This window comes from Sphingomonas sp. S-NIH.Pt3_0716, assembly GCF_003950715.1.
GTDB classification, from domain to species: Bacteria; Pseudomonadota; Alphaproteobacteria; order Sphingomonadales; family Sphingomonadaceae; genus Sphingobium; species Sphingobium yanoikuyae_A.
This window is the reverse complement of the sequence record NZ_QLJK01000047.1, coordinates 1-23,394: the sequence shown is the minus strand read 5'-3', so window position 1 is coordinate 23,394 and position 23,394 is coordinate 1. Positions and strand designations below refer to the sequence as shown.

Sequence of the window (23,394 nt, the reverse complement as noted above, 5' to 3'; positions counted from 1 at the left end):
TGGATCGTCGCCTGATCGACATCTGGCCCCAGGCCGCCACCGCCCAGCAACTGGGCCGATGCGGGGGCCGTGGTGAGCGCCGCGAGGCAGGCGGTTGCGATGATAATCTGCGTCTTCATGGACCGTCTCCTTGGTCATCTTGATCCGATGACAGGACAACGGCGGGGCGTTTCACTTTAATCCCGAACGTCTGAATTTTTCTCGCAAGACATGGAAATTCAATCCATATTTCTGCAGGTGTCGCATAATATGCCGGCGCCATAGCCCTTGCCGCGGGCGGGTTTCGCCTCCCGCCGCAATGCCTCGACCGATCCGCCAGCCATCAGCCGCCCGGCCACGAGCGGCGCCGCAAAGGATGTGCCGCGCACCTTGTCCCGGCCGCCCGCCATGTCGGCGGCCATCATGTCCGCGCCGGGCGCAGCGAAATCGACATGGGCCGCGCGCCCGGCCTCGGGCAGCAACCGGTCCCGCCCGTCGACGCCGGTTACGGCGATCACCTGCGGATAGGATGCGGGGTAGGCGGGCGGGGCGGCCGGGCCGTCATTGCCGACTGCCGCGACCAGCATCACCCCCTTGTCGCGCACCAGCCGGATGGCCCCGGCCAGCAAGGGATTGTCCGGCCCGACCAGGCTGATCGTCACCACCTTCGCGCCGCGCGCCGCCATCCAGCCCAGCGCGCGGACGATGGCAAAGCTGCTGCCACCGGCGGGATCGTCGCCATAGACATCGGCAACCAGCAGCGGCGTGCCCGGCGCTGCGCCCTGCACGCGGCCACTGCCGCCGATCAGCGACGCGACCGCCGTGCCATGGGCGCTGGCCCTTGGCGCGCCGGCGACGAAGCCGCGCTGCTCGATCGGGCCGGCCAGCGCCGGATGTGCGGCCACGCCGCCATCGATCAATCCCGCCGCGCCGCGCCCGACACTGCCATGGCTCGCCAGCGCAGCCGATCGTCCCTCCGCAGCCGCGCCGCTCGGGAAATAGAGATTGTCGGCGCTCGCCTGCGCCTGCGGAGCGATCTTGCGCACGCTGCGCAGCGCCCGCGCCAGGCTCTGGCCGTCGGGCACGGTCAGGCGGGTGATCGCCATGTCGATCCCCTCCGCCTCGATCCGTTCCACGCCATAGCCGGCCGCCCGCAGCTTATCGATCGCGGCCGCGTCCGCCCCGGTCAGCAGGATGATGCCGCGCCGCGCCGGCTCTCGCCGGTCGTCCAGTTCGACCGCGTCGCCATGCTGGCGCAGCAGCGCGTCGATCCGCGCCGCGCGCGCCGCTGCCAGCCGATCGGCCAGCCGCGCCGGCGAGAGACGCTCCAGCCCGCTCTGGTTGACGACGCTGCCCAGTCGGTCGAGCGTATCGGGCAAAAGCTGGCCGAGCCCGCCCAGCGCACCGCCCCCCAGCGCATCGGCGGCCGGGGCGGGGAGCAATTGCGCCTGCGCACCCGGCGCTGCGAGCCACAGCCCCGCGATCAGCAACGGGCGCGTCCATCTCATCTCTGTCTCTTCCCGCCGGTCATCGCAGGCCTTTTCAGCGTCAAAATCGTCCATCGTCAAAAAAATTCCGGTTGCTGGACTTTCTGAAGGATGAAACGGCCGGGCAGGGACGTTTCATCCCTGTAAGAATATCGTGGAGACATAATGTCGTTCGAGCGCGACCTGCTGGCGATTTTGCCCCGGCTGCGGCGTTTTGCCGCCAGCCTGTCGCATGATCGCGCCGATGGCGACGATCTGTGCCAGGCGGCACTGGAAAAGGGGCTGCGCGCCCGCGACCAGTGGCAACCGGGCACGCGGCTCGACAGCTGGATGTATCGGATCATGCGCAATCTTTGGATCGATGAGGGCCGCGCCCGCCAGCGGGCCGCCAGAACCTTCGCGCCGGAAGAGGCGGGGGCCGATGTCGGCTATGCCGGCGACAGGGCGGTGGAGCAGGCCATGACCCTGTCCGACGTCGACCGGGCGATGCAGGCATTGCCGCCCGAACAGCGCGAGGCGATCGCCCTCGTGCTGGTGGAGGGGCTGTCCTACAAGGAGGCGGCTGCGATATTGAACATACCGATGGGCACGCTGACCTCGCGACTGGTGCGCGGGCGCGGCGCGCTCATCGAACTATTGGGGGAAGCGGCATGACCGACATTGACGAAGCCATGCTGATCGCCTGGGTCGATGGCGAACTGGACGAGGTGACGCGGCGGCGGGTCGACCGCGCCGTGGCGGAAGACCCGGCGCTGGCCGCCCGGCTGGAGCAGCATCGCCGGTTGCGCGCGCGGCTGGCCGGCCATTTCGCGCCGATCGCGCAGGAGGATGTGCCTGCGTCGATGCAGGCGATGCTGGTGCCGCCGACGGTGGTGCCGATCGCGCGCGCCTCGCGGCGCTGGAGTTGGGTTACGGGCGGCGCGATCGCCGCCAGCCTGCTGCTGGGTCTTGGCATCGGCCATATGTCGGGCGGGCCGGATGGGCCGATTGCGATCAGGGATGGCGCGATGCTGGCACAGGGACCGCTCGCCACCGCGCTCGACAGCCAATTGGCCTCGGCCGGGGAGGATGGCCCGGTCCGCATCGGCCTCAGCTTCCGGCGCAAGGGCGGGGGGTGGTGCCGCAGCTTCGACGGCGCGGCCATGGCGGGCGTTGCCTGCCGCACCGATGCCGGCTGGCAACTGCTGCAGGCGGTGCCCGGCAAGGGCCAGACGAGCGAATATCGCCAGGCCGCCTCGGCCGATCCGCGCCTTCTCACCACCATCGACGGCCTGATCGACGGCGCTCCTGCCGATGCGCAGGGCGAGCGGGCAGCGCAGGCGGCCGGCTGGCGCTAACTGCCGCTTCGCTGTCGCCTGACTGTCGCTTCGATGTCGCCTCAGTGTCGCTTCACCGTGGCGTCACTGTCGCTTCGGTGGCGCGTCAGGGGTGCGGGGCGGGCGCGCCAGGTCGCAAAAATGGCTGATTTGGCGTCGCACGACACTGTGAACTTTCAACTGTCGCGTCAGAACTCCAGGTTCAGCCGGCCATAATAGAAACCGCCGCTGATCCCATAGGGAGCATAGGCATTGTAAAGGCTGCCGGCCGTCCGGTTCACGGGCTTCAATTTGTTGGGATAGGTGTTGAGCAGATTATTGGCGCCGACCGACAGCTTGACGCCCTTCGCCAGCCGGTAGCCCAGTTCGAGGTCGAGGATCGTCTTGGGGCTCAGCTTCTCATCGACATAATCATAGAGGCAGCCGGGGCTGTTGGCGGTGCAGCTTTGGAAATCCTCGGTATGATAGACGGCGGCGCTCGCCCGCTGATAGATTTTGCCATAGCGGGTGGCGCGCAGGTTCAGGTTGAAATCGCCCTTTTCCCACAGGATGTTGCCGATCAGCTTGTCGCGCGGCGTGCCTTCGGAAAGGTCGCCCTGCTTCGCCCGGCCGATCAGCACCAGCCCGGATGCGGCGATCTCGTCGGGGACCGGGTCGATATGGGTGAAGATGGTCTTGTTGAAATTGGCCGACAGGCTGATCGTCGCGGTGCCAAGGTCGCCCAGCCCCGCTCGATAGGTGCTGACGATGTCGAGGCCGCGGGTGCGCGTGTCGGCCGCGTTGGAGAAGATGAGGCCGCCGGCAATGCCCTGGATGCCAGCCGCCGCCAGCGCATCCATGACCACCGGGCCGCTCAGCGTTTCGGACAGCAGGATGCGGTCCCTGACCTTGATCTGATAGGCATCGACCGTGACGTTGAAATTGGGGGCCGGGGTCAGGACGATGCCGGCGGAAAAGTTGGTCGACTTCTCGGGCTTCAGCGGCTGCGCCCCCAGCGCCCGCGCGGCGACGCCATCGACCGGCAGCGCCTGCACCGGCAGCAGCTGGTTCACGCCGTTGACGGTGACGTTGATCGTGGAGGAGGAGGCATAATGTTGTTGCTGCAGCGTCGGCGCGCGAAAGCCGGTGCTGGCGGTGCCGCGAATGGCAAAGCCGCGAAACGGCTCGATGCGCAGCGACGCCTTGCCGGTATCGGTGGTACCGAAGTCGGAATAATCCTCGTGCCGTCCGGCAAGGCCGAACTCCAGCCCCTCGACGATCTGGCCTTCCAGATTGATATAGGCGCTCCAGTTGTCGCGGCTCCAGCTACCCGATCCTTCCGGCAGGAAGCCGGTGACGCCCTGCGACCCGACCCCGGTCCGCGTCGCCCCCGCGAGCCAGCTGCCGGCCGGCGAAACATAGCCGCCATCGATATAGGATTCCGGGTCGCCCGGACCGATCAGGAACTTGTTCTTCTTATATTCGGCGCCAACCGCGACCGACAGCGGCCCGGCGAGGCCGATGTCGAGCTCCTTGCTGAAGTCGAGATTGCTGGTCCATTCGTCGAAGCGGATCTTGCCCAGATAGAAATGGGTCGGGCTGGCCGGCCCCATGGAGGGGTTGAGCGAGGTGGTCTGCGCATATTTGACCTCGTCCTGCGCATAGCTGGTCGACAGGTCGACATGGATGCCGCCGCCAATCTCGCCGCGCAGGCCGCCGGCGACCTGAAAATCCTCGTCATAGACATGGATGCGCGGGATATAGCCCTCCGGGTAAATCTCCAGGATGTTGTTGAGCGCCGCCGGATTGCGATAGGTCAGCCAGCCGGCCGCATGCCGTTTGGAATAGGTGCCGAAGCTGTACAGCTCCATGTCGCCGCCGACCGGCATCATCGCGTCATAGCTGGCATTGCCGCCGATCACCTGCGGCTGGCCATATCTGGCGCGGATGCGGTCCGGGTCGGCATTGCGTGCGTCGCCGGTGGGGTAGAAGGGATTGCTGGTGATCGGGCTGCTGTTGACCACCGTATTGTCCTGCAGCACGCCTTCGCCCGACAGGTGGATATAGCCGCCGTCCGGCCCGATCGCGAAGCCCTTGTCGATCTGCCAGCGACCCTGCCAGCCGCCATTGTCGGCAGTGCTGCCCATGGTCAGCGCCGCGCCGCCCTGCGTGTCGTTCTTCAGGATGATGTTGACCACGCCGGCGATCGCATCCGACCCATATTGGGCCGATGCGCCGTCGCGCAGCACCTCGATCCGCTGGATCGCGTTGCCGGGGATCAGGTCCAGATCCGGCGGCGACTGGCCATTCTGGACCGACCCGTTGATGAACAGGGTGGCGGTATTGTGCCGCCGCTTGCCGTTGACCAGCACCAGCAACTGGTCGCCGCCTAGGCCGCGCAGCGACAGGGTACGCACCGCCCAACTGGCGCCGGCGCCGTTGTTCGACACATTGATCGACGGCACCAGCGTGCCGAGCAGGTCGCGCACCGACTGCTTGCCGCTCGCTTCCAGATCCTTTTCGCCCAGTACGTCGATCGGCGCCAGGCTTTCGGCGACGGTGCGGGTCGTCTGGCGGGTGCCGGTGACGATGATGGGCGCGGATTCGGCGGCCGGTTCCGGCGCAGGCGCCATGGCGAGGCTATCGAGCGTCGCCGTGCCGCTCGCCTGCGCGAACTGGATCGCCAGTGGGCGACGGCGCACCGCGCTGCGATTGGGCGGGGTGACGAGGGCGATGACGCCGGCGCCGGCCGGGGATCGGCGCAATTCGGTGCCGGCCAGCAACTGGCTGAGCGCGTCGTCGGTGCTCAGCCATCCTTCGACCCGGCGGCTGCGGATATTGGCGACTTCATCATAGGGGAACAGGATGCGAATGCCGGCCTGCGCCGACAGCGCCCGCAGCGCGCCGCTCAGGGGCTGCGACGGAATGGAGAATTTGTGCCGCTGCGACAGGCTGGTGTCCGGCGCAGGGGCGGCAAGCAGTTGGGTCGGCACAACAAGGCATGTGGCGAGCGAAAGCCCCGCCAGAACATGGCGTTTCTGCATGATATGTCCCCTGCTGATCGGCATTTTTGCCGTTGGTCATGGGAACGAAATATGGCGGGCGATCCGCCATGGACCGGCAACAAAAGCGCCATGTCATGGCTGTCGCTCAGGAAGGGCTCAGGTCTCGCCGGTCTGCAGGAACCAGCGATCCGCGCCCTCCAGGCCGATCGCGGTCAGCCGGCCGGAATAATAGGCCCCGGTGTCGATGCCGATGCGATTGGCCAGATTTTCGACCTCGGGCGTGATGCTGTGGCCATGGACCACCATCTTGTCATGCCGCCCGCCATGGTTGAGGAAATCGCCGCGTATCCCGCGCAGATCGGACGGTCGCTGCTCGGCGATCGGCACCCTGGGGCGGATGCCGGCATGGACGAACAGATAGTCGCCGACCGTCAGATGATCGACGAAGCTGTCGAGGAAATCGACATCCGCGCGCGGAATATAGTTCATCATCCAGTGGGCGATCGCCCCATCATCCATGTCGGCGCTCAGCGAAAGCGGCAGGCCGTAGCTGGCGAGCGTTTCCATGCCGCCGATCCGCCGGAAGAAACCGACCGCGCCCTGATCGCCACGCGCGGCCATGATGAAAATCTCTTCATGATTGCCCTTGATCAGGCCGATATTGCTGCCCGATCCGTGCAGCGCCCGGACCCGTTCGATCACCTGGGCCGAATGTGGTCCGCGATCGATCAGGTCGCCGAGCAGGATCAGCCGCCGTTGCCGGTCCGGGCGCAGCGCATTGTCGGCCACCAGCATGCCGAGCAGCTGGTCGAGCAGGTCGAGCCGGCCATGAATGTCGCCGATCGCATAGATGCGCCAGTCATCCCCCACGCTGGGGGGCATCGCGTCCCGGTCATCGGATCGGCGCAGGAATTTCAGCATCGGGAGGGCCATGTGCGCTTCATGGCCCGCGATGCTGCCACAGCGTCACAGGCGCGGCAATGTCACGCCCTGCTGTCCCATATATTTTCCGGCCCGGTCGGCATAGCTGACCTCGCAAGGCTCGTTGCCCTGCAGGAACAGGAACTGGCAGGCGCCTTCATTGGCGTAGATCTTGGCGGGCAGCGGCGTGGTATTGGAAAATTCCAGCGTCACATGGCCTTCCCAGCCCGGTTCCAGCGGCGTGACGTTCACGATGATGCCGCAACGGGCATAGGTGGATTTGCCAAGGCAGATCACCAGCACGTCGCGCGGCACGCGGAAATATTCGACCGTGCGGGCGAGGGCGAAGCTGTTGGGCGGGATGATGCAGACGTCGGTCTTGCGGTCGACGAAGCTGTTGGCGGCGAAATCCTTGGGATCGACCACGGCGCTGTCGACATTGGTGAAGATCTTGAACTCGTCTGCGACGCGCGCGTCATAGCCATAGGAGGACAGGCCATAGCTGATGCAGCCATCACGGCGCTGATTCTCCACGAACGGCTCGATCATGCGGTTCGACTGGGCCTGCTTGCGGATCCAGCGGTCGGAAAGGATGGACATGGGTCTGTCAGCTCTTCTGTGCAGGGGTGATGCCAAGGTCGGCCGGGCCGAAGGCGTGGGGCAACAGGTCGGCAACGCGATGTTCGACCAGGCCGTCACCTTCGGGCGCGACGCAATAGATGGCCAGGGTGCGGCCGGCCATCTGTTCGGCCTCGTTGATGACCTGGCGGCATCGGCCACAGGGGCTGACGATCGCCTCGCCGCCGACGCTGCCGTCCGCCGCCATGCCGCCGCCGACGACCGCGATCTCGGTGACATCGGCCAGACGGCCCTGCGCGTTGACGGTCGCCAGCGCGACGGTTTCGGCGCAGAGCGACAGGCCATAGCTCGCATTTTCGAAATTGCTGCCGGTGACGATGCTGCCATCGATCAGGCGCACGGCGGCGCCCACGGCAAAGCGGCTGTAGGGCGCATGGGCATGGGCCAGCGCGCCGCGTGCTGCCGCGACCAGCGCGGCGATATTCTTGTCTTCTGCACTCATGGTGCCACCACATCCCATCTGATCGGACCGTCGACGCCGTCGATATGCCGCATGTCGCTGGCTGTCCACATCACCCAGGGCCGTTTGGCATAATCGGGCGCGAAGAAATTGCCGTCGACCCACAAGGTCCGGTTGATGCCGCTGGCAATGTCATATTGGGCATCGAAATCGGCGCTGATGTTGAGCAGGGCGGGCTTGCCGGCATGGCTTTCGACCAGATTGACCAGCGTGTTGAGTTCCGACAATACCTGATCGCGGCCCGGCCGCGTGGTGCAGGACGGATCGAACCCCAGCCGGATGACCGGGGGCAGGGCGGCATTGTCGCGCGGCACGGTGGTCATGAACTGAGTGGCCTGGTCGACGGCCTTGGCGCACAGGCTATAGTCCAGCGCCGCGCCATAGCGCATGCCCGCACCACGCGCGCCGCGCCAGTTGGCGGCGAACAACGGGTCGCGCAGGCTGGCGCCCCTGGCCGCGCGAATATAGGCGAAGTCCGCCCCCTGCGCCGCCAGCGTGCCCCATTCGACCAGGCCGGTGTCGGATGTCACCGATACGCCCTGGGTCGGATATTCGTCACGGTTCGGAGCCCATCCGCGTGCATAGATCCACAGTGCCGAACCCAGCACCATGATGATTGCCAGAACCGCCCCCAAGCGGACCAGTAAGCCCCCCAAAGTCAAACGCCCGATGATATTACCCCTTGATGTGCAGGACGCAGATAAGTGTGAACAGGCGGCGCGCGGTGTCGAAATCGACCGCGATCTTCCCCTCCAGCCGCTCCTTCAGCATGTCCGCTGCGTCGTTGTGAATGCCCCGCCGGGCCATGTCGACGGTTTCGATCTGCGCGGGCGACGCATTGCTGATCGCCTGATAGTAACTGTCGCAGATCGCGAAATATTCGCGGATCGGTCGGCGAAAACGACCCAGGCCCAGGATGATCGCCTCCAGCGGGCTGTCGTCCGCGCGATTGATCTCGATGACCAGGCGCCCCTCCTCGACCCGCAGTACCACCTTGTAGGGGCCGGCATAGCCGTCGGCATGGACGCGCTCGGGCGCGAAATGATTGTCCTCCAGCAGGTCGAAAATGGCGATGCGCCGTTCCTGCTCGACATCCGCGTTGCGCCACAAGATGGTGCGCTCGTCGAGCTTGATGTCTATGATGCGCGGATCGGCCATGGCGGGTCTGCTGTCAGTGCGGCGGCGGGCCACGAAAAGCAAGCGGGACTTGTGGCGGGGGAGATGCGGTTGTTTCAACCTTCGCCCTTGCGCGACCCGCGTCGTGGCGCGATGAGGGCCCATGGTCGAACTCGTGAAACTCAATGCCGCTCCCGAAGAGGGCGGGCTGGAACTGCCGCGCAACGTCGAAGCGGAAGCTGCGCTGCTCGGCGCGCTGATGATTGACAACCGCATCGCGGAGGATGTGCAGCTCAAGCTCAAGCCCGAACATTTCTTCGAGCCACTGCATGGCCGTATCTATGAGGCGGTGATGCGCCTGATCGAGCGCGACATGATCGCCAATCCGGTGACGCTCAAGCCGATGCTGGAACAGGATCCGGCGCTCAAGGAGCTGGGCGGCGCGGCCTATCTGGCGCAGCTTACCGGCAGCGGCGCGGCGCTGCTGGGTGCGCGCGACTTCGCGACCCAGATCTATGACCTTGCCCTACTTCGTCAGCTTGTGAACGTCGGTAGAGAACTTGTTGATAATGCTCTGGATACCAGTGAGGATGTGAATCCGCGCGAGCAGATTGAGCTGGCCGAAGTCGCGCTTTACAAAGTGTCGGAAGGCGAGGGCGAGAGTGGGTCGGTCAAGAGCTTCCTTTCGGCCTCCACCATGGCGGTACAGGTGGCTGAACGTGCGCTCAACAGCGGCGGCCATGTGTCGGGTATCACCACCGGCATCAACAGCCTCAACGAGAAGATCGGTGGTCTGCACAATTCCGACTTGATGATCCTGGCCGGTCGTCCGGGCATGGGCAAGACGTCGCTGGCGACCAATATCGCCTATAATGCGGCGTCGCGCTGGCTGCGCGACCATAGCGACGGCATTCCGCCGGAAAAGAATATGGGCGCCAAGACCGCCTTCTTCAGCCTCGAAATGTCGGCCGACCAGCTCGCGACCCGCGTTCTGGCCGAACAGTCGGGGATCAGCGGCGAAGCGCTCCGCATGGGCAAGATCAGCCGGGCGGACTTCCAGAACCTGTCGCGCGCCGCGCGCGACCTGCAGGAACTGCCGCTGTTCATCGACGATACGCCGGGCCTGACGATCGCGGCGCTGCGGACCCGTGCCCGTCGCCTGAAGCGCCGTCATGATGTCGGCTTCATCGTCGTCGATTATCTCCAGCTGCTGCAGGGCAGCGGCAAGGCGGGTGATAGCCGCGTCAACGAAATTTCGGAAATTTCCCGTGGTTTGAAGACGTTGGCGAAGGAACTTCATGTCCCCGTGCTGGCGCTGTCGCAGCTCAGCCGTGCGGTGGAACAGCGCGAGGACAAGCGTCCGCAGCTGTCCGACCTTCGCGAATCGGGCTCGATCGAGCAGGACGCGGACATGGTCTGGTTCGTGTTCCGCGAGGATTATTATGTCGCCGCCAAGGAACCGGGCAACAAGGAAGGCCCCGAGCATCAGGAATGGGTGCAGGAGATGGAGCGCATCTACGGCCTGGCCGAAGTGATCGTCGCCAAGCAGCGTCACGGTTCGACCGGCCGTATCCGCATGAAGTTCGACGCCAAGATCACCCGCTTCTCGGATCTGGCTGAGGGCAGCTCTTACCTCGAAGACCTCGAATAAGCGGGCATGGCGGCGGATATGTCCGCCGCCACCCGGTTCAGCCGGCGACGAACGCCTTGAAGACGATGCACAGGCCGATCATGCTGGCGAGATAGGCGAGCGAGCGGACCACTGGCACGCCCAGCCCATAGAGCGGCAGATAGAGGGCGCGGGACCCCAGCCAGAGCCAGCCGCCGATCGCCGTCCATTCGCTGGTGCGGCCGGCCACCACCACGCCGAACAGGACGATGATCGCGATCGGGAAGGTTTCCAGGAAATTGGCCTGGGCGCGGACCAGCCGGCCGCCGACCGGATCGAGCGGGGGCAGGTTTTCGTCCCGCGCCCCGGTATTCCATTTCAGGCCATATTGTTTCGTCTTGAGATGCGCCGCCGCGAAGATATGGACCAGCAGTAGGACGCAGGCCCAGGCCAGGATCTTCAGTTCAACCGCCATCATGCCCTCCCTTGATCGCGGCGGCGCCATGCCATCCGCTTATTTGACGATCGGCAACCATATCGCGCTGGCGCCCGCCGCGCCATATTGCACGCTCTGGGTCGCCGGCTTGTAGTCGCCCGGCTTCGCGTCGAAGATCGAGGGCACATAGGTCTGCGGGTTGCGGTCATAGACCGGGAACAGGCTGGACTGGATCTGCACCATGATGCGATGGCCCGGCTTGAACACATGGTTCACGTTCGGAAGGCCGAACTTGTAATTTTCCGCCTTGCCCGGCGTCAGCGCCTGCGGCTTGTCGAAGCCATGGGCGTAGCGGCCCCGGAAAATGTCGATGCCGATCGGCAGTTCATATCCGGCCATGACCGGATTGGCGGTGTTTTCCTCCGGATAGACGTCGATCAGCTTCACGACCCAGTCGCTGTCGGTGCCACTGGTGGCGGCGAACAGGTCGACCATCGGCTGGCCGGCGATATGGACGTCCTTGTCCAGCGCCGGCGTCACATAGGTCAGCACATCGGGGCGGCCATCGACGAAACGCTGGTCCTTCACCAGCCAGGTGCGCCAGGCCTCATTCTGGTCCTGGTGGATCGGGCGGGGCAGATAAGGCACCGGCTTGGCCGGGTCGGAGACATAGGAGTCGCTGCCCGCCGCTGCCGGCTTGGCCCAGGACAGGCTGTAACTGGCGCCGAGATACAGCGGGGTCGGCGTGCCGCCCGGCCATTTGGCGCGGGTTTCCCATTTGTCGATGCCGGTTGCGTAGGTGAGCGAGCCGGGCATGGTGTAACCGGCAGGGGGATTGTCCTTGAGATAATGATCGAGGAAGGGCTTCATCGTGCCAACCCGGAACTGGCGGCCGGTATCGCCCTCGAACTGCAGATCGCCGAGGCTCCGGCCCTCATAATTGACGCCGCTATGGCGCCACGGGCCGATCACCAGGCTGACCATGTCATTCTTCTTGTCCTGCGGTTCCAGCGCCTTGTAGACCGCCGGGGCGCCATAGCTGTCTTCTTGGTCCCATTGGCCCACGACCAGCATGGTCGGCACGGTCAGGGTGCGCTTGGCCAGCAGCTTGTCGACCGCCTGTTCCTGCCAATAGGCATCATAGGCCGGATGTTCGAGCAGCTTGCGCACCGAGGGGAATGCGTCGAGGCCATAGGCGCGAGCGAAGTCGCCGGCCGATCCGGCGTTCAGCATCGTGGTATATTCGTCGCCATTGCCCATCGGGATCGCGCCGCCGCCCTTCTTGGCGGTCTGCGACAGGCTGTAGCCGAAACCGAAATTGCGGAAGGCGCCATTGTGGAACCAGTCGTCGCCCATCCAGCCGTCGACCATCGGGCTCTGCGGCACGGCGGCCTTCAGCGCAGGGTGTGGATCGATCAGCGCCATCAGCGAGGTGAAGCCGGGATAGGAGGAGCCGGTGATCGCAACCTTGCCGTTGGTTTCCGGCACATTCTTCACCAGCCAGTCGATCGTGTCATAGGCGTCGGTGCTGTTGTCGACGTCGGTCTTGTTGAGCGGTCCACGCAGCGGGCGGGTCATGACATAGTCGCCCTCCGACCCGTGCAGGCCGCGCACGTCCTGATAGACGCGGATATAGCCGTCATTGACGAAATCGGCGTCCATGACCGGCAGGATTTCCTCGATCCTCTGGCTGCGGTTGCGGCTGGTCGCCTTGCCCGCATCATAGGGGGTGCGGGTCAGCAGGATCGGGCCGTGGCGCGTGCCCTTGCGCATGACGATGACGGTGAACAGCTTCACCCCGTCGCGCATCGGGATCATCACTTCCTTGCGCACATAGTCCGCCTGCGGCCGGGCCGGATCATAGACATCGACCTTGTCCGGGGTCATCGGATCGGTCTGGGCGGCGATCGGCGCGGCGAGCGCAGCGATCATCAGGGCGGCAGCGGAAATCTGTGCGGCACGAAGCATGGCGATACCCCTTTGTTCTTTTGTAATCATGCAACGGGTCCGGCCTTGAGGGAAGGCCGGACCCGCTTGCCCTTTGTCAGCCCTGCGCGAGGGCGCGGGCGCGATCCTCGATCCGCTTTTCCAGGATCGAAAGCGGCATCGCGCCTTCCTCAAGAACGGCGTGGAACTGCTTGATATCGAACCTGTCGCCCAGCAGCGCCTGCGCCTTTTCGCGGGCCTTGGTCCAGCTGCCATGGCCGACCTTGTAGCTGGTCGCCTGGCCCGGCTGGGTGCAGTAGCGCTCGACTTCGCGCTGGCAGCGGGGGCGGGCAAAACCGGTCTTCTCGACCATGTAATCGGTCGCCTGCTTGACGCTCCACTGCTTGGAATGGATGCCGGTGTCGACCACCAGGCGGGCGGCGCGGAACAGGAAGGACTGGAGGTAACCGGCGCGGTCGATCGGCGTCGCATAGCCGCCCAGTTCGTCGGCCAGTTGCTCGGCATAGAGCGCCCAGCCTTCGCTATAGGCGCTCATGAAGGCGACCTTGCGCAGCATCGGCACGTCACCGGCGGTCTGCGCGGTCGAGATCTGGAGATGATGGCCGGGCACGCCTTCATGATAGGTGAGGGCGGGCAGGCCATATTTCGGCCAGTCGCCGACATCCTTCAGGTTGATGAAGTAGATGGCCGGGCGCGAGCCGTCGAGCGCGGCGCGGTTATAATAGCCGTTGGAGGCGCCATCCTGGATCTCGACCGGCACCGCGCGGATTTCGAGAGGCGTGTTGGGGATGGTCGTGAACGCCTGGGGCAGCTTCGCCTTCATCGCGTCGAGATCGCGGTTGAGCTGGGCAAGCAGGGCGGCGCGGCCGTCCGGGCTGTCGGCATAAAGCTGGGCCGGGTCGACATTGAGCGCGGCGAGCTTCTCGCCGACGCTGCCCTTGGTGAAGCCGGCGCCGTTCAGGATCACGTCCAGCTTGGCGCTGATGTCGGCGACCTGCTCCAGCCCCATGGCGTGGATCTGGTCGGCGCTAAGGTCGGTGGTGGTTGCCTGCTTGAGGGCGGCAGCATAGATTTCGTCGCCGCGCGGGGTACGCCATACGCCGTCGCCGGCGGCGGTCTTGGGCTTCAATGTCTCGATCGCGGCGATCTGTTCGTCGAGCGCGGGATAGATCGACTTTTCGACGATCGCGGCGGCCTGTGCCTGCCAGTCGCCGGTCACACCCTTGGCCGCGGCGCGCTTCGCCAGCGACTGGACCAGGCTGCTGGTCGCGGCGGGCTGGCCGCGCAGCTTCTTCATCTGGCCAAGCGTCAGGTCGAGCGACCAGCCGGGCGCGAGATAGCCGCGCGCGGCCTCGTCCCGCTGCAGCGCGGTGTCGGTCCGCAGGTTCCGGGCAAAGGCCTCGAGCCGGGCGACATAGGCCTCGCAATCACCGGCATTGTTGATGGTGTGCGCGGTGTTCAGGAAATCGGGCGTCTGGAAATAGCTGCCGCCCTGCTGAAAGATGCGATAGGGGCGTTGGACGCTGTTGAGGCCGAACTTGGCCGGCGCGACCGTCTGCTGGTCGAGCGAATAGAGGATGACCTCCAGGTTCAGGCGCTGCGCATCCGACAGGGCGGCGCCCTCATAGCCCTTGAACTCCTTGATCGCGGCCTGGGTGGCGGCCAGCTTCTTCATGGTGCCGGACTTGCTGTTGTCGTCGAGCTGGCTCTTGGCGGCGGAACGGGCGCCCTTGTCGAGGCCGAGGCTGGTGACCATGGCGGGCGACAGGTCGAGCTGGCGCTCGAAGGTGGTGGCGAAGGCGGCCGACAGGCGGGCATCATCGGCGCCGGCCGCCTGGGCCAGGGCGCGTGGCGCGGCGGTGGCGAGCGCGACCGCGCCCGAGGAAAGCAGAAATTGACGACGATCCATGGGGCGACTCCCTTAAGTCCCGTTGGAAAGGGGGGAGTGTATTGCGCTGCTGACACGACAGGTCCAGCGCGCGCCCGCGCTTGTTACGCAATGTTACAATAAGATAAGGGACGGGCGCCCCGCAGGGCGCCCGGTGCGATCAGAAGGCGGGCAGGTTTGCCGGGTCTTCCGGATCGATGACGGGGATCGGCGTCACCGGCGAATGGATGCCGCACTCCACCTTGTCCCAGCCGCGCCAGCGACCGGCGCGCGGGTCTTCGCCCGGCAGAACCTTGGACGTGCAGGGTTCGCAGCCGATCGACAGATAGCCCTGTGCCTCCAGCGGATGGCGGGGCAGTTGTTCGGCCTCGAAATAGGCCTCCAGATCGGTCTTGGTCCAGTCGCCCAGCGGATTGATCTTCAGTCGGCCGTCCTCGACTTCGAAGCGCGGCAGGTTCTGGCGCGTCACCGACTGGAACGCCTTGCGGCCCGAAATCCAGGCGTCCAGGCTCGCCTTGGCGCGCTTCATCGGCTCGACCTTGCGGATTTCGCAGCAGCCGTCGGGGTCATAGGACCAGCGCAGGCCGGTTTCGTCCTTCTTGGCCAGCACCGCCGCGTCGGGCGCGACCACGCTGCTGTTGGTGAAGCCCAGCCGGGCGACCAGCGTGTCGCGATAGTTGAGCGTCTCGGCGAACATCTTCTGCGTGTCGACGAAGATCACCGGGATGGCCTTGTCGGCCTTGGCCACCAGATCGAGCAGCACCGCGCTTTCCGTGCCGAAGGAGGAGACGACGCCGACATTGCCGGCGAGGCCTTCCGCGAACACGGTCTTGAGCATGGTCAGCGTATCGACGCCCTCGAAACGCGCGTTGAGCGCATCGGCATCCCCCTGGGTAAAGACGGGGCGGGCATGGATCACATCGATCTGGCGGGCAGGTTCAGCCATCAATTTTCTCCGGATGCCGTTTCGCCCAGACGGGCTGACGGCCATCGATCGTCTTCTGATAGACGTCGGCATAGCGGGTGAGCGCACGCTCCACGGCGGCGTCATCCAGGGCTTTGGCGGGGTGGAAACTGTCGAAGCCGCAGCGGCGCATGGCGTTGATCTGGTCGACCAGCACGTCGCCCACGGCGCGCAATTCGCCCTGATAGCCCGATTCCCGCAGGATGCGCGCGGCCGAATAGCCGCGCCCGTCGCCATAGGCGGGGAAATTCACCTCGACCAGCGAGAGGCGATCGAGATGCGGCAGCAGTTCGCGCGCATCCTCGCCCGGCTCGATGCGGACGGCGGTGGCGTTGGACTGGCCGGTGAAGGATTCGACCGTGACAGCCGGCTCCTGTGCGGCCTCACCGTCGCGGAAGGAGAGGAACTCAACCATAGATCGCCTCCTTGAAGGGCTTCATGCCGATGCGGCGATAGGTGTCGAGGAAGCGCTCCCCGTCGGTGCGTTCGGCCAGATAGATGTCGGTGACCTTCTCGATCGCGTCGACCACGCCGTCTTCGGAGAAACCGGGTCCGGTGATCTGGCCGAGCGAGGCGTCCTCCGCCCCCGATCCGCCGAGCAGCAGCTGGAAATTCTCCACGCCCTTCCGGTCGACGCCCAAAATGCCGATATGGCCTGCATGATGGTGGCCGCAGGCATTGATGCAGCCCGAAATCTTGAGCTTCAGCTCGCCAAGTTCGGCCTGACGCGCATTGTCGGCGAAGCGCTGCGCGATCTTCTGTGCCAGCGGGATCGAGCGGGCATTGGCCAGCGCGCAATAGTCGAGGCCGGGGCAGGCGATGATGTCGGTGATGAGGTCGAGATTGGCCTCGGCCAGACCCGCTTCCTCCAACTGCTGCCAGATAGCGGGCAGGTCGGTCTTCTTCACATGCGGCAGAACGAGATTCTGCGCATGGGTGACGCGCAGTTCGTCGAGCGAATATTGCTCGGCTAGCGAGGCGACCAGTTCGATCTGTTCGGCCGAAGCATCGCCCGGAATGCCGGTCAGCGGCTTCAGACTGATATTGACGATCGCATAGCCGGGCTGCTTGTGGGCCGCGACCTGACGGTCGACCCACAGGGCGAAGGCCGGATCGGCACGGTCGATCTCTTCGCTCAGGCCCGTTTCATAGGCCGGGTTGGCGAAGAAGGCGCGGATGCGGTCCAGTTCCTCGGTCGGCGGGTTGAGGCCCAGTTCGCGCATATGGGCGAACTCTTCTTCGACCTGGCGCTTATATTCCTCGACGCCGATCTCATGGACCAGGATCTTGATCCGGGCCTTGTACTTGTTGTCGCGGCGACCGTAGCGATTATAGACGCGCAGGCAGGCTTCCAGATAGGAGATGATCTCCTCTTCGGCCACGAAATCCCTGATCTGCGGCGCGACCATCGGGGTGCGGCCCATGCCGCCGCCGGCATAGACTTCGGCGCCGATGATGCCATCCTTCGACACCAGCTTCAGGCCGATATCGTGCAGGCGCATCGCCGCGCGATCGTCGTCGCTGGCAATCACGCAAATCTTGAACTTGCGCGGCAGGTAAGTGAATTCCGGGTGGAAGCTCGACCATTGGCGCAGCAGCTCGGCCCAGGGGCGGGGGTCCGCCACCTCGTCGGCGCTAACGCCGGCATATTGGTCGGAACTGATGTTGCGGATGCAGTTGCCGCTCGTCTGGATGGCGTGCATCTCCACCGTCGCCAGTTCGGCGAGGATGTCGGGCGCATCGGCCAGCTTGATCCAGTTATATTGCAGGTTCTGGCGCGTGGTGAAGTGGCCATAGCCCTTGTCGTACTTCGCCGCGATCTCGCCCAGCTTGCGCATCTGCTTGCCGCTGAGCGTGCCATAGGGGATGGCGACGCGCAGCATATAGGCGTGAAGCTGAAGATAGAGGCCGTTCATCAGCCGCAGCGGCTTGAACTGATCCTCGGTCAGCGCGCCGGTCAGGCGGCGCTGCACCTGGTCGCGAAATTCATCGACGCGGGCGTCGACGATGGACTGGTCGTAGCTGTCGTAGCGATACATGTCAGATCACCCAGTTGCCGGCGTCGGCGTCATTCGGTTTCAAATTGAGGTCGGGGCGCACCGTGGGGCCAAGGGCGCGAATGCGGTCCTTGATATGGGCCGGGCGCACGCCCTCGTCGGTGACGGTCGCGTCGATCACATAGGCGCCGACCACGCGCAGCGCCGCTTCCTCGGTGCGGGCGAGGTCATCACCCTGTTCGCCGACATCGGCGCTGTCGCCGACCTGGCGCGACCAGCCATCGCCGGCCCACCAGATGACATCGCCGGTCACCAGATCATTGCCCGTCAGGATCTTCACGAACGCATCTCCGAAATACTCTCCCCTTTTGCCGCCCAGTCCGCCAGCACATCGCGTGCCAGGGCATGGGCTGCCACGTCGCCGACCACGATCAGGGCCGGGCTTTTGACTTCTTCACGCGCCACCATGTCGCCCAGATCGGCGAGCAGGGTGCGCAGGCTGCGCATATTGGTGCGCGTACCATTTTCCAGCACCGCGACCGGGATTGCCGGCGACACGCCGTCGGCCATCAGCTTGTCGGCGATGTCGGCGGCGGTCGCGACGCCCATATAGATGACGAGCGTGCGGCCTTTTCCCGCAAGGCCCGACCAATCCTGATCGGTAAGGCCCTTGCACTGGCCGGCGACGAAGCTGACCGCGCTCGACGCTTCGCGATGGGTCAGCGGCAGTTGCGCCTGGGCGGCGGCGCCGATTGCGGCGCTGATCCCCGGCACGACCTCTACCGGGACGCCGGCGGCGCGGCAGGCGTCGACTTCCTCGCCACCACGGCCGAAGATGAAGGGGTCGCCGCCCTTCAGGCGGACGACCGGCTCACCGGCCAGGGCAAAGCGGACCAGCAGGGCGTTGATCGCCTCCTGCGGCATGGAGTGGCGGCTGCGCTGCTTGGCGACCGAGACCAGTTCGGTCTGCGGCCCGGCCAGCGCCAATATGTCGTCGGACACCAGCCCGTCATGCACGATCAGGCGCGCGTCGCGGATCAGGCGCACGGCCTTGATGGTCAGCAGTTCCGGGTCGCCCGGTCCCGCGCCCACCAGGTGGACGGTAGCAGGTGCAATGTCAGCCATGCTCGCCACATGGCGAAAGGGCGGCGGAGTTTCAATTCAGAATGGATATGGAGGGGCTTAGGAAAAGTTTTGTCCAGTAGCCGGGTTGTCAATCGCCCATGGCGCTCACGTCGATGTCCTTGAGGCCGATGCCGATGGTGGCGCGGGGCTGTTCGATCTCGGCGGAGGCGACCGGATAGGCGCAATAATCGGCGGCATAATAGGCGCTGGGGCGGTGGTTGCCGGATACGCCGACGCCGCCGAACGGGGCGGTGCCCGACGCGCCATTTGTGGGCCGGTTCCAGTTGATCACGCCGGCGCGGACATTGCCCCAGAATTGCGCATATTGTTCGGGACTGCCGCCAACCAGCGAGGCGGACAGGCCGTAGCGGCTGCTATTGGCTTCGGCGATGGCGGTTTCGAAATCGGGCACGCGCACGATCTGGAGCAGCGGGCCGAACAGCTCGACATCGGGCCGTTCCTGCATCGCGGTCACGTCGATGATCGCGGGCGTCAGGAAGGGCAGCCCTTTTTGCGGCCGGACCATATGCTTGATCGGCCGGCCGCCATGGCTCATCAGATAGAGGAAGCTTTCGGTCAGGCCATCGGCGGTCGGATTGTCGATGACCGGCCCCATATAGGGCTGCGGATCGGCATGGGGATGGTCGACGATCAGCCGGTCGGCGAGCTTCTTGACCTCCGCTATCAGGCTATCGGCCATGGCGTCGCGCACGATCAGCCGGCTGGCGGCAGTGCAGCGCTGGCCGCTCGACAGGAAGGCGGACTGGATGACCAGCGCGGCGGCGGCGCCGATTTCCGGCGTGTCCCAGACGACCAGCGGATTGTTGCCGCCCATTTCGAGCGCGAGGATCTTGCCTGGCTGGGTCGCGAACTGGCGGTTGATGGCGATGCCGGTCTGGGCCGATCCGGTGAACAATATGCCCGCGACATCGGCATGGGCGGCGAGCGCCTTGCCTTCCTCCGCGCCGCCGAGCAGCAACTGGACGGCATCGGTCGGTACGCCCGCCTCATGATAGAAGCGCACCAGCATCTCGCCGACCGCCGGGGTCTTTTCCGATGGCTTGAAGATGACGGCATTGCCCGCCAGCAGCGCGGGGATGATGTGGCCATTGGGCAGGTGGGCCGGAAAATTATAGGGGCCAAGCACCGCCATCACGCCATGGGGCTTGTGCCGCACCGACTGGCGGGCGCCCAGATTGGCCTCCAGCCGGCGCTGGCCGGTGCGTTCGGAATAGGCGGCGACCGATGTGTCGATCTTGGCCATGACCGCCGTCACCTCGGTCCGGGCATCCCATAGCGGCTTTCCGGTTTCGCGGGCGATCAGGTCGGCCAGTTCTTCCTCATGGGCGCGCACGACATTGACGAAGCGGCGCAGCGTTTCGATGCGGAAGGCGACCGGCTGTGCGGCCCAGCGCGGCCAGCCGGAGCGGGCGCGGGCGACGATATCGTCCACGTCGCCGCTTTCGCCCTGCCATAGCAGGGCGCCGGTCGCGGGTTCATGGGACGTCAGCGCGGCGGACATGGTGCAGGATATGACCGAAAATGGTTAACGAAGGAAGAGCGGGGCATGGAGGGCGCTCTTCTACGTTCGGCCAATAGGAAATGTTCCGCTTAACTTCCCATATTTCCCGCATATTTGGACATTTAAGAACCGAAGTTGGAAATTTTATGATGCTGGGTCGATCCGGCCGGGCTGGGCGCCCATGCCGGATCGAGCCTGTATCATCCTGCCGTCGAATAGGACAGCGCGGCCGCCTGTGAGCGGCGATCAGAAGCCGTAGCGGATCGACATTTCGGCGCTGCGCCGGGCTTCTTCGTTGCGAACCGCGGCAAGATCGGCCGGCGCCGTCCGATCGGTCAGGCGGTGGAGCAGGAACTGGCCGAAATTCCATTCGCCCAGATCCGACGCGGCGTTGATATGGCCGCTTTCGCCCGCGTCGGCGAACTGGCTGCCCCAGAATTGGGCCAGCCGCCGGGCGCTGGCAAAGTCGATATAGGGATCGTTGCGGCTGGCAACGACGATCGAGGGGAAGGGGAGTAGCCCCTTGGGCGTGGGGCCGAAGCCGACGAGGCGGCGGTCGACCGCGCCGCTGTCCACTTCCGGCGGCGCCACCAGCAGGGCGCCGGCCACCTTGTCCCGCAACTGTCCGGTTTCGAACGCTGCCCACCAGGCGACCGCATGGCAGCCAAGGCTGTGCGCGGCCAGGATCACCGGTCCGTCAACCTGGGCGATGGCATGGCCCAGATTGGTGATCCAGGCATTGCGATGGGGCGCGTCCCAGCTGCCCAGTTCGACCCGATGGCAGTCGGGAAGCGCCTTTTCCCAAAGGCTTTGCCAATGGCCCGGACCGCTGTTCATCAGGCCGGGGACGGTCAGGATGGTGGGGGTCTGGTCGTCCGACAGGGTGTGAATCGTCATCTGCACCTCCAAATCTATGGGGCGATTTTATCACTACTGATTTGATTGACAATAAAGCTTTGCTGATGCGTGGCGAAGCTGCGGTGGATTGCATTGCGCGAAAAATACCAAATATAAAAATATGTTACCGACTATGGGCGTAATTTTCGTGCAGTAAATGTGATTTGCGCGAACTGAAGCGCGATTTTCCGGGCTTTCGGCAAATTGGCACGGCCCCTGCAATGCTCCTGGCACGACCCGATCGGGGTCGCGGAACGAGATTTCAGGGAAGGAATTTGCTCATGAAGACCATCGCCATCATCGCCGCTGCCGCCGCCATGACCGTTGCTGCCGCGCCGGCCTTCGCCCAGCCGGAAGGCAAGTTTGGCAACGCCAAGGTCAGCTATGAAGAAAAGACCGACCGCTACTGCTTCCGCGAAACGCGCGCCAATTCGCGCATCCCGCTGGTCGATTGCCGCAGCAAGCAGGACTGGGCCGACGCGGGCCTGACCATCAGCCGCAAGCCGGCCGTCCAGTTGGCCCAGCGCTGAACGCCGGCTCCACCGATCCATCAAAATCAGGGAAGGAATTTGCTCATGAAGACCATCGCCATCATCGCCGCTGCCGCTGCCATGACCGCTGCCGCCGCGCCCGCCTTCGCTCAGCCCGAAGGCAAGTTCGGCAATGCCAAGGTTAGCTATGAAGAAAAGACCGACCGCTATTGCTTCCGCGAAGTGCAGCCCAGCACGCTGGTGCCGCGCGTCGATTGCCGCAGCAGGCAGGATTGGGCCGATGCGGGCCTGACCATCAGCCACAAGTCGGCCGTCCAGCTTGCCCGGCGCTGAGGTGCAGTGCCTCCCGGCGATACGAAGTCGGGAGGCTGCCCAGTTGGGGCAGATTTTGCGACGGATCGCGGCAGGGCTGCGATCAATCCGGGAACGATCCTTTGCCCATATCGTTGGTTCGACGGACGCGGCCCGCGCATGGTTATCACGGGGCGGCCTGCGACCGATGGAGCGTCCCGTCCCGCCTTCCGGGGCAAAGGCGGGACGCTTTTTCCGTGTTACGCTGCTGCGGGGCGCTGCAATTGGCCGGACCGATCCGGATTCTTTCTGAAAATTGATGGCGGGGCCCGACTCGAAATCGACGCGACAGTCGAAGTTCACAGTGTCGTGAGGCTGATTTCGGGGAAAAGCACAGGTGACGCCTCTGCGCCGCTCTGATGGCGCGCCTGTAACGCGACGCGAGCATGGAAATCGGGCCATCATCACGCGTCGATGACGCGACAGCGGGGTGACAGTGAAGCGACGTCCATGCGCCAGCAGGCGATTGTTGCACGACCGCAAGAGGGCGTGAAGTTCGTGCGATTGATCCATGCCCAAGGGTAGATCAGAGACCGGCCGAGTAGGAAAGCTGAGTTAGGCGGTCTGGCAACGACCATTTTTAGGCCCTCGACGCGCAAATAGGCTTGCCCGATAGCGGTCGTTCCATGAAGGCTGTCGGTATGAAGGACGAGCGGCAATACACTGTTGAGACGATAAGCGGGTTTCTTGCCGGAACCGGTGGCAAATGGGATTGGGACGACTTCACTTCCTGCGCGCTTCGCGATGCCAGAATGGAGAGCATCCGCCGCCGCGCGTTGGCAGTGGACTTGCCATTAGACGAGGAAGGTGCAGCCATTCTCCAAAGCCTCCTCGCTGAAGCTGATGCAGAACATGGCGTCTGACGACCAGAGATGGCCTTTAACCGCCCCAATTGCGTTGACCACAAGCGGACGCTAATTTGACGAATGCTTACAGTAGGAGGCTCTGTGGTTCAGGTTTACGAACCTATGGAAGGAATTTCCGTGTGGATCGATGGCGGCATTCACATCAAGACGTGTGATCCGCACGGCGACCCCGTAGAAATGAGCGACGAAGAAGCTTTGGCGCTTGCCGCGCTGCTTCACCGACTGGCAGTGCAGCAAAAGCCTTAGTCTGCTTTTCCAAGTTTAGTTCTTGAAAGCGGATAGGGTGGATGGCTCCCGCTCACGGCATCTAGGTGCCAAGATGGTTTGCTGTCAGGCAAACCCGAGCAAAGGAACCATCCGCCATGGAGATTACCACGATCGGCCTGGATGTGGCCAAGA

Annotated in this window: 24 protein-coding genes; 7 read left to right on the top strand and 17 right to left on the bottom strand. The window is 64.8% G+C overall.

Translation table 11 applies throughout. The features are described 5' to 3' along the window. Window positions 1-218: 218 nt before the first annotated feature. Window positions 219-1,541, bottom strand: coding sequence for a S8 family serine peptidase (locus tag BRX37_RS24190; RefSeq protein ID WP_125989920.1), 1,323 nt, complete (start codon window positions 1,539-1,541; stop codon window positions 219-221). A gap of 90 nt (window positions 1,542-1,631) precedes the next feature. On the opposite strand from BRX37_RS24190, the gene BRX37_RS24185 reads away from it, so the two are divergent. After that, on the top strand, window positions 1,632-2,120 hold the full coding sequence (locus tag BRX37_RS24185) for an RNA polymerase sigma factor (protein WP_125989918.1): 489 nt from the start codon (window positions 1,632-1,634) through the stop codon (window positions 2,118-2,120). Beyond that, complete coding sequence (locus tag BRX37_RS24180) at window positions 2,117-2,803, top strand: anti-sigma factor family protein (protein WP_125989916.1); 687 nt, start codon at window positions 2,117-2,119, stop codon at window positions 2,801-2,803. The genes BRX37_RS24185 and BRX37_RS24180 overlap by 4 nt, the downstream gene beginning before the upstream one ends. Before the next feature lie 167 nt (window positions 2,804-2,970). On the opposite strand, the gene BRX37_RS24175 is transcribed toward BRX37_RS24180, so the two are convergent. The 6 genes from BRX37_RS24175 to BRX37_RS24150 form a co-directional block, all read right to left on the bottom strand. After that, a complete protein-coding gene (locus tag BRX37_RS24175) occupies window positions 2,971-5,805 on the bottom strand; it encodes a TonB-dependent receptor plug domain-containing protein (protein ID WP_125989914.1) in 2,835 nt (944 codons plus the stop codon). 117 nt (window positions 5,806-5,922) lie between these two features. Further along, window positions 5,923-6,699, bottom strand: a complete 777-nt coding sequence (locus tag BRX37_RS24170; protein WP_125989912.1) for a metallophosphoesterase family protein — start codon at window positions 6,697-6,699, stop codon at window positions 5,923-5,925. Window positions 6,700-6,732: 33 nt separating this feature from the next. Further along, window positions 6,733-7,287, bottom strand: a complete 555-nt coding sequence (gene dcd, locus BRX37_RS24165) for a dCTP deaminase (protein ID WP_004212213.1) — start codon at window positions 7,285-7,287, stop codon at window positions 6,733-6,735. 7 nt (window positions 7,288-7,294) lie between these two features. Then, window positions 7,295-7,768, bottom strand: coding sequence for a cytidine deaminase (locus tag BRX37_RS24160; protein ID WP_125989910.1), 474 nt, complete (start codon window positions 7,766-7,768; stop codon window positions 7,295-7,297). Beyond that, entirely contained in the window at window positions 7,765-8,397 is a 633-nt protein-coding gene (locus BRX37_RS24155; RefSeq protein ID WP_125989908.1) for a GH25 family lysozyme, read from the bottom strand. The genes BRX37_RS24160 and BRX37_RS24155 overlap by 4 nt, the downstream gene beginning before the upstream one ends. A 64-nt stretch (window positions 8,398-8,461) precedes the next feature. Next, window positions 8,462-8,944 (bottom strand): UPF0262 family protein, encoded by a 483-nt coding sequence (locus tag BRX37_RS24150; RefSeq protein WP_010339983.1) that lies wholly within the window; start codon window positions 8,942-8,944, stop codon window positions 8,462-8,464. A 121-nt stretch (window positions 8,945-9,065) separates the two neighbouring features. Between BRX37_RS24150 and BRX37_RS24145 the strand changes: the two genes are divergently transcribed. Then, complete coding sequence (locus BRX37_RS24145) at window positions 9,066-10,553, top strand: replicative DNA helicase (RefSeq protein WP_037520904.1); 1,488 nt, start codon at window positions 9,066-9,068, stop codon at window positions 10,551-10,553. A gap of 37 nt (window positions 10,554-10,590) precedes the next feature. Here the strand turns inward: BRX37_RS24145 and BRX37_RS24140 are convergent, their stop codons facing one another. The 10 genes from BRX37_RS24140 to BRX37_RS24095 all read right to left on the bottom strand — a co-directional run bounded on the left by BRX37_RS24140 (window position 10,591) and on the right by BRX37_RS24095 (window position 21,287). Beyond that, a complete protein-coding gene (locus BRX37_RS24140; RefSeq protein ID WP_026109457.1) occupies window positions 10,591-10,986 on the bottom strand; it encodes an MAPEG family protein in 396 nt (131 codons plus the stop codon). A gap of 39 nt (window positions 10,987-11,025) precedes the next feature. After that, complete coding sequence (locus BRX37_RS24135) at window positions 11,026-12,915, bottom strand: CocE/NonD family hydrolase (protein ID WP_125989906.1); 1,890 nt, start codon at window positions 12,913-12,915, stop codon at window positions 11,026-11,028. A 76-nt stretch (window positions 12,916-12,991) separates the two neighbouring features. After that, window positions 12,992-14,803, bottom strand: a complete 1,812-nt coding sequence (locus tag BRX37_RS24130; RefSeq protein WP_125989904.1) for a DUF885 domain-containing protein — start codon at window positions 14,801-14,803, stop codon at window positions 12,992-12,994. 139 nt (window positions 14,804-14,942) lie between these two features. Further along, a complete protein-coding gene (locus tag BRX37_RS24125; RefSeq protein ID WP_125989902.1) occupies window positions 14,943-15,728 on the bottom strand; it encodes a phosphoadenylyl-sulfate reductase in 786 nt (261 codons plus the stop codon). Further along, complete coding sequence (locus tag BRX37_RS24120) at window positions 15,721-16,161, bottom strand: DUF934 domain-containing protein (protein WP_004212223.1); 441 nt, start codon at window positions 16,159-16,161, stop codon at window positions 15,721-15,723. Before BRX37_RS24120 ends, BRX37_RS24125 begins: the two co-directional genes overlap by 8 nt. Then, complete coding sequence (locus BRX37_RS24115; protein WP_125989900.1) at window positions 16,154-17,785, bottom strand: nitrite/sulfite reductase; 1,632 nt, start codon at window positions 17,783-17,785, stop codon at window positions 16,154-16,156. Before BRX37_RS24115 ends, BRX37_RS24120 begins: the two co-directional genes overlap by 8 nt. Window position 17,786: 1 nt before the next feature. Beyond that, window positions 17,787-18,083 (bottom strand): DUF2849 domain-containing protein, encoded by a 297-nt coding sequence (locus tag BRX37_RS24110; RefSeq protein WP_004212225.1) that lies wholly within the window; start codon window positions 18,081-18,083, stop codon window positions 17,787-17,789. Beyond that, window positions 18,080-18,868, bottom strand: coding sequence for a uroporphyrinogen-III C-methyltransferase (cobA, locus tag BRX37_RS24105; protein WP_037507985.1), 789 nt, complete (start codon window positions 18,866-18,868; stop codon window positions 18,080-18,082). The genes BRX37_RS24110 and cobA overlap by 4 nt, the downstream gene beginning before the upstream one ends. Before the next feature lie 88 nt (window positions 18,869-18,956). Beyond that, complete coding sequence (gene astD, locus BRX37_RS24100; RefSeq protein WP_125989898.1) at window positions 18,957-20,390, bottom strand: succinylglutamate-semialdehyde dehydrogenase; 1,434 nt, start codon at window positions 20,388-20,390, stop codon at window positions 18,957-18,959. A gap of 246 nt (window positions 20,391-20,636) precedes the next feature. Then, window positions 20,637-21,287, bottom strand: a complete 651-nt coding sequence (locus BRX37_RS24095) for an RBBP9/YdeN family alpha/beta hydrolase (protein ID WP_206434217.1) — start codon at window positions 21,285-21,287, stop codon at window positions 20,637-20,639. Window positions 21,288-21,568: 281 nt separating this feature from the next. On the opposite strand from BRX37_RS24095, the gene BRX37_RS24090 reads away from it, so the two are divergent. From BRX37_RS24090 to BRX37_RS26940, 4 genes are all read left to right on the top strand, one after another. Continuing rightward, entirely contained in the window at window positions 21,569-21,817 is a 249-nt protein-coding gene (locus tag BRX37_RS24090; protein ID WP_125989894.1) for a hypothetical protein, read from the top strand. A gap of 45 nt (window positions 21,818-21,862) precedes the next feature. Beyond that, window positions 21,863-22,111, top strand: a complete 249-nt coding sequence (locus tag BRX37_RS24085; RefSeq protein ID WP_125989892.1) for a hypothetical protein — start codon at window positions 21,863-21,865, stop codon at window positions 22,109-22,111. Window positions 22,112-22,755: 644 nt separating this feature from the next. Beyond that, window positions 22,756-22,992 carry a hypothetical protein gene (locus BRX37_RS24080; protein WP_037492224.1) on the top strand — a complete coding sequence of 79 codons (237 nt, stop codon included), beginning with the start codon at window positions 22,756-22,758 and terminating at the stop codon, window positions 22,990-22,992. A gap of 84 nt (window positions 22,993-23,076) precedes the next feature. Further along, complete coding sequence (locus BRX37_RS26940; protein ID WP_164522525.1) at window positions 23,077-23,241, top strand: hypothetical protein; 165 nt, start codon at window positions 23,077-23,079, stop codon at window positions 23,239-23,241. Window positions 23,242-23,394 lie beyond the last annotated feature (153 nt).

Coding starts and splice junctions, on each gene's coding strand:
- BRX37_RS24190 (WP_125989920.1), bottom strand. CDS start 1,541: ATGGACGATTTTGACGCTGAAAAGGCCTGCGATGACCGGCGGGAAGAG.
- BRX37_RS24185 (WP_125989918.1), top strand. CDS start 1,632: ATGTCGTTCGAGCGCGACCTGCTGGCGATTTTGCCCCGGCTGCGGCGT.
- BRX37_RS24180 (WP_125989916.1), top strand. CDS start 2,117: ATGACCGACATTGACGAAGCCATGCTGATCGCCTGGGTCGATGGCGAA.
- BRX37_RS24175 (WP_125989914.1), bottom strand. CDS start 5,805: ATGCAGAAACGCCATGTTCTGGCGGGGCTTTCGCTCGCCACATGCCTT.
- BRX37_RS24170 (WP_125989912.1), bottom strand. CDS start 6,699: ATGGCCCTCCCGATGCTGAAATTCCTGCGCCGATCCGATGACCGGGAC.
- dcd (WP_004212213.1), bottom strand. CDS start 7,287: ATGTCCATCCTTTCCGACCGCTGGATCCGCAAGCAGGCCCAGTCGAAC.
- BRX37_RS24160 (WP_125989910.1), bottom strand. CDS start 7,768: ATGAGTGCAGAAGACAAGAATATCGCCGCGCTGGTCGCGGCAGCACGC.
- BRX37_RS24155 (WP_125989908.1), bottom strand. CDS start 8,397: ATGGTGCTGGGTTCGGCACTGTGGATCTATGCACGCGGATGGGCTCCG.
- BRX37_RS24150 (WP_010339983.1), bottom strand. CDS start 8,944: ATGGCCGATCCGCGCATCATAGACATCAAGCTCGACGAGCGCACCATC.
- BRX37_RS24145 (WP_037520904.1), top strand. CDS start 9,066: ATGGTCGAACTCGTGAAACTCAATGCCGCTCCCGAAGAGGGCGGGCTG.
- BRX37_RS24140 (WP_026109457.1), bottom strand. CDS start 10,986: ATGGCGGTTGAACTGAAGATCCTGGCCTGGGCCTGCGTCCTACTGCTG.
- BRX37_RS24135 (WP_125989906.1), bottom strand. CDS start 12,915: ATGCTTCGTGCCGCACAGATTTCCGCTGCCGCCCTGATGATCGCTGCG.
- BRX37_RS24130 (WP_125989904.1), bottom strand. CDS start 14,803: ATGGATCGTCGTCAATTTCTGCTTTCCTCGGGCGCGGTCGCGCTCGCC.
- BRX37_RS24125 (WP_125989902.1), bottom strand. CDS start 15,728: ATGGCTGAACCTGCCCGCCAGATCGATGTGATCCATGCCCGCCCCGTC.
- BRX37_RS24120 (WP_004212223.1), bottom strand. CDS start 16,161: ATGGTTGAGTTCCTCTCCTTCCGCGACGGTGAGGCCGCACAGGAGCCG.
- BRX37_RS24115 (WP_125989900.1), bottom strand. CDS start 17,785: ATGTATCGCTACGACAGCTACGACCAGTCCATCGTCGACGCCCGCGTC.
- cobA (WP_037507985.1), bottom strand. CDS start 18,868: ATGGCTGACATTGCACCTGCTACCGTCCACCTGGTGGGCGCGGGACCG.
- astD (WP_125989898.1), bottom strand. CDS start 20,390: ATGTCCGCCGCGCTGACGTCCCATGAACCCGCGACCGGCGCCCTGCTA.
- BRX37_RS24095 (WP_206434217.1), bottom strand. CDS start 21,287: ATGACGATTCACACCCTGTCGGACGACCAGACCCCCACCATCCTGACC.
- BRX37_RS24090 (WP_125989894.1), top strand. CDS start 21,569: ATGAAGACCATCGCCATCATCGCCGCTGCCGCCGCCATGACCGTTGCT.
- BRX37_RS24085 (WP_125989892.1), top strand. CDS start 21,863: ATGAAGACCATCGCCATCATCGCCGCTGCCGCTGCCATGACCGCTGCC.
- BRX37_RS24080 (WP_037492224.1), top strand. CDS start 22,756: ATGAAGGCTGTCGGTATGAAGGACGAGCGGCAATACACTGTTGAGACG.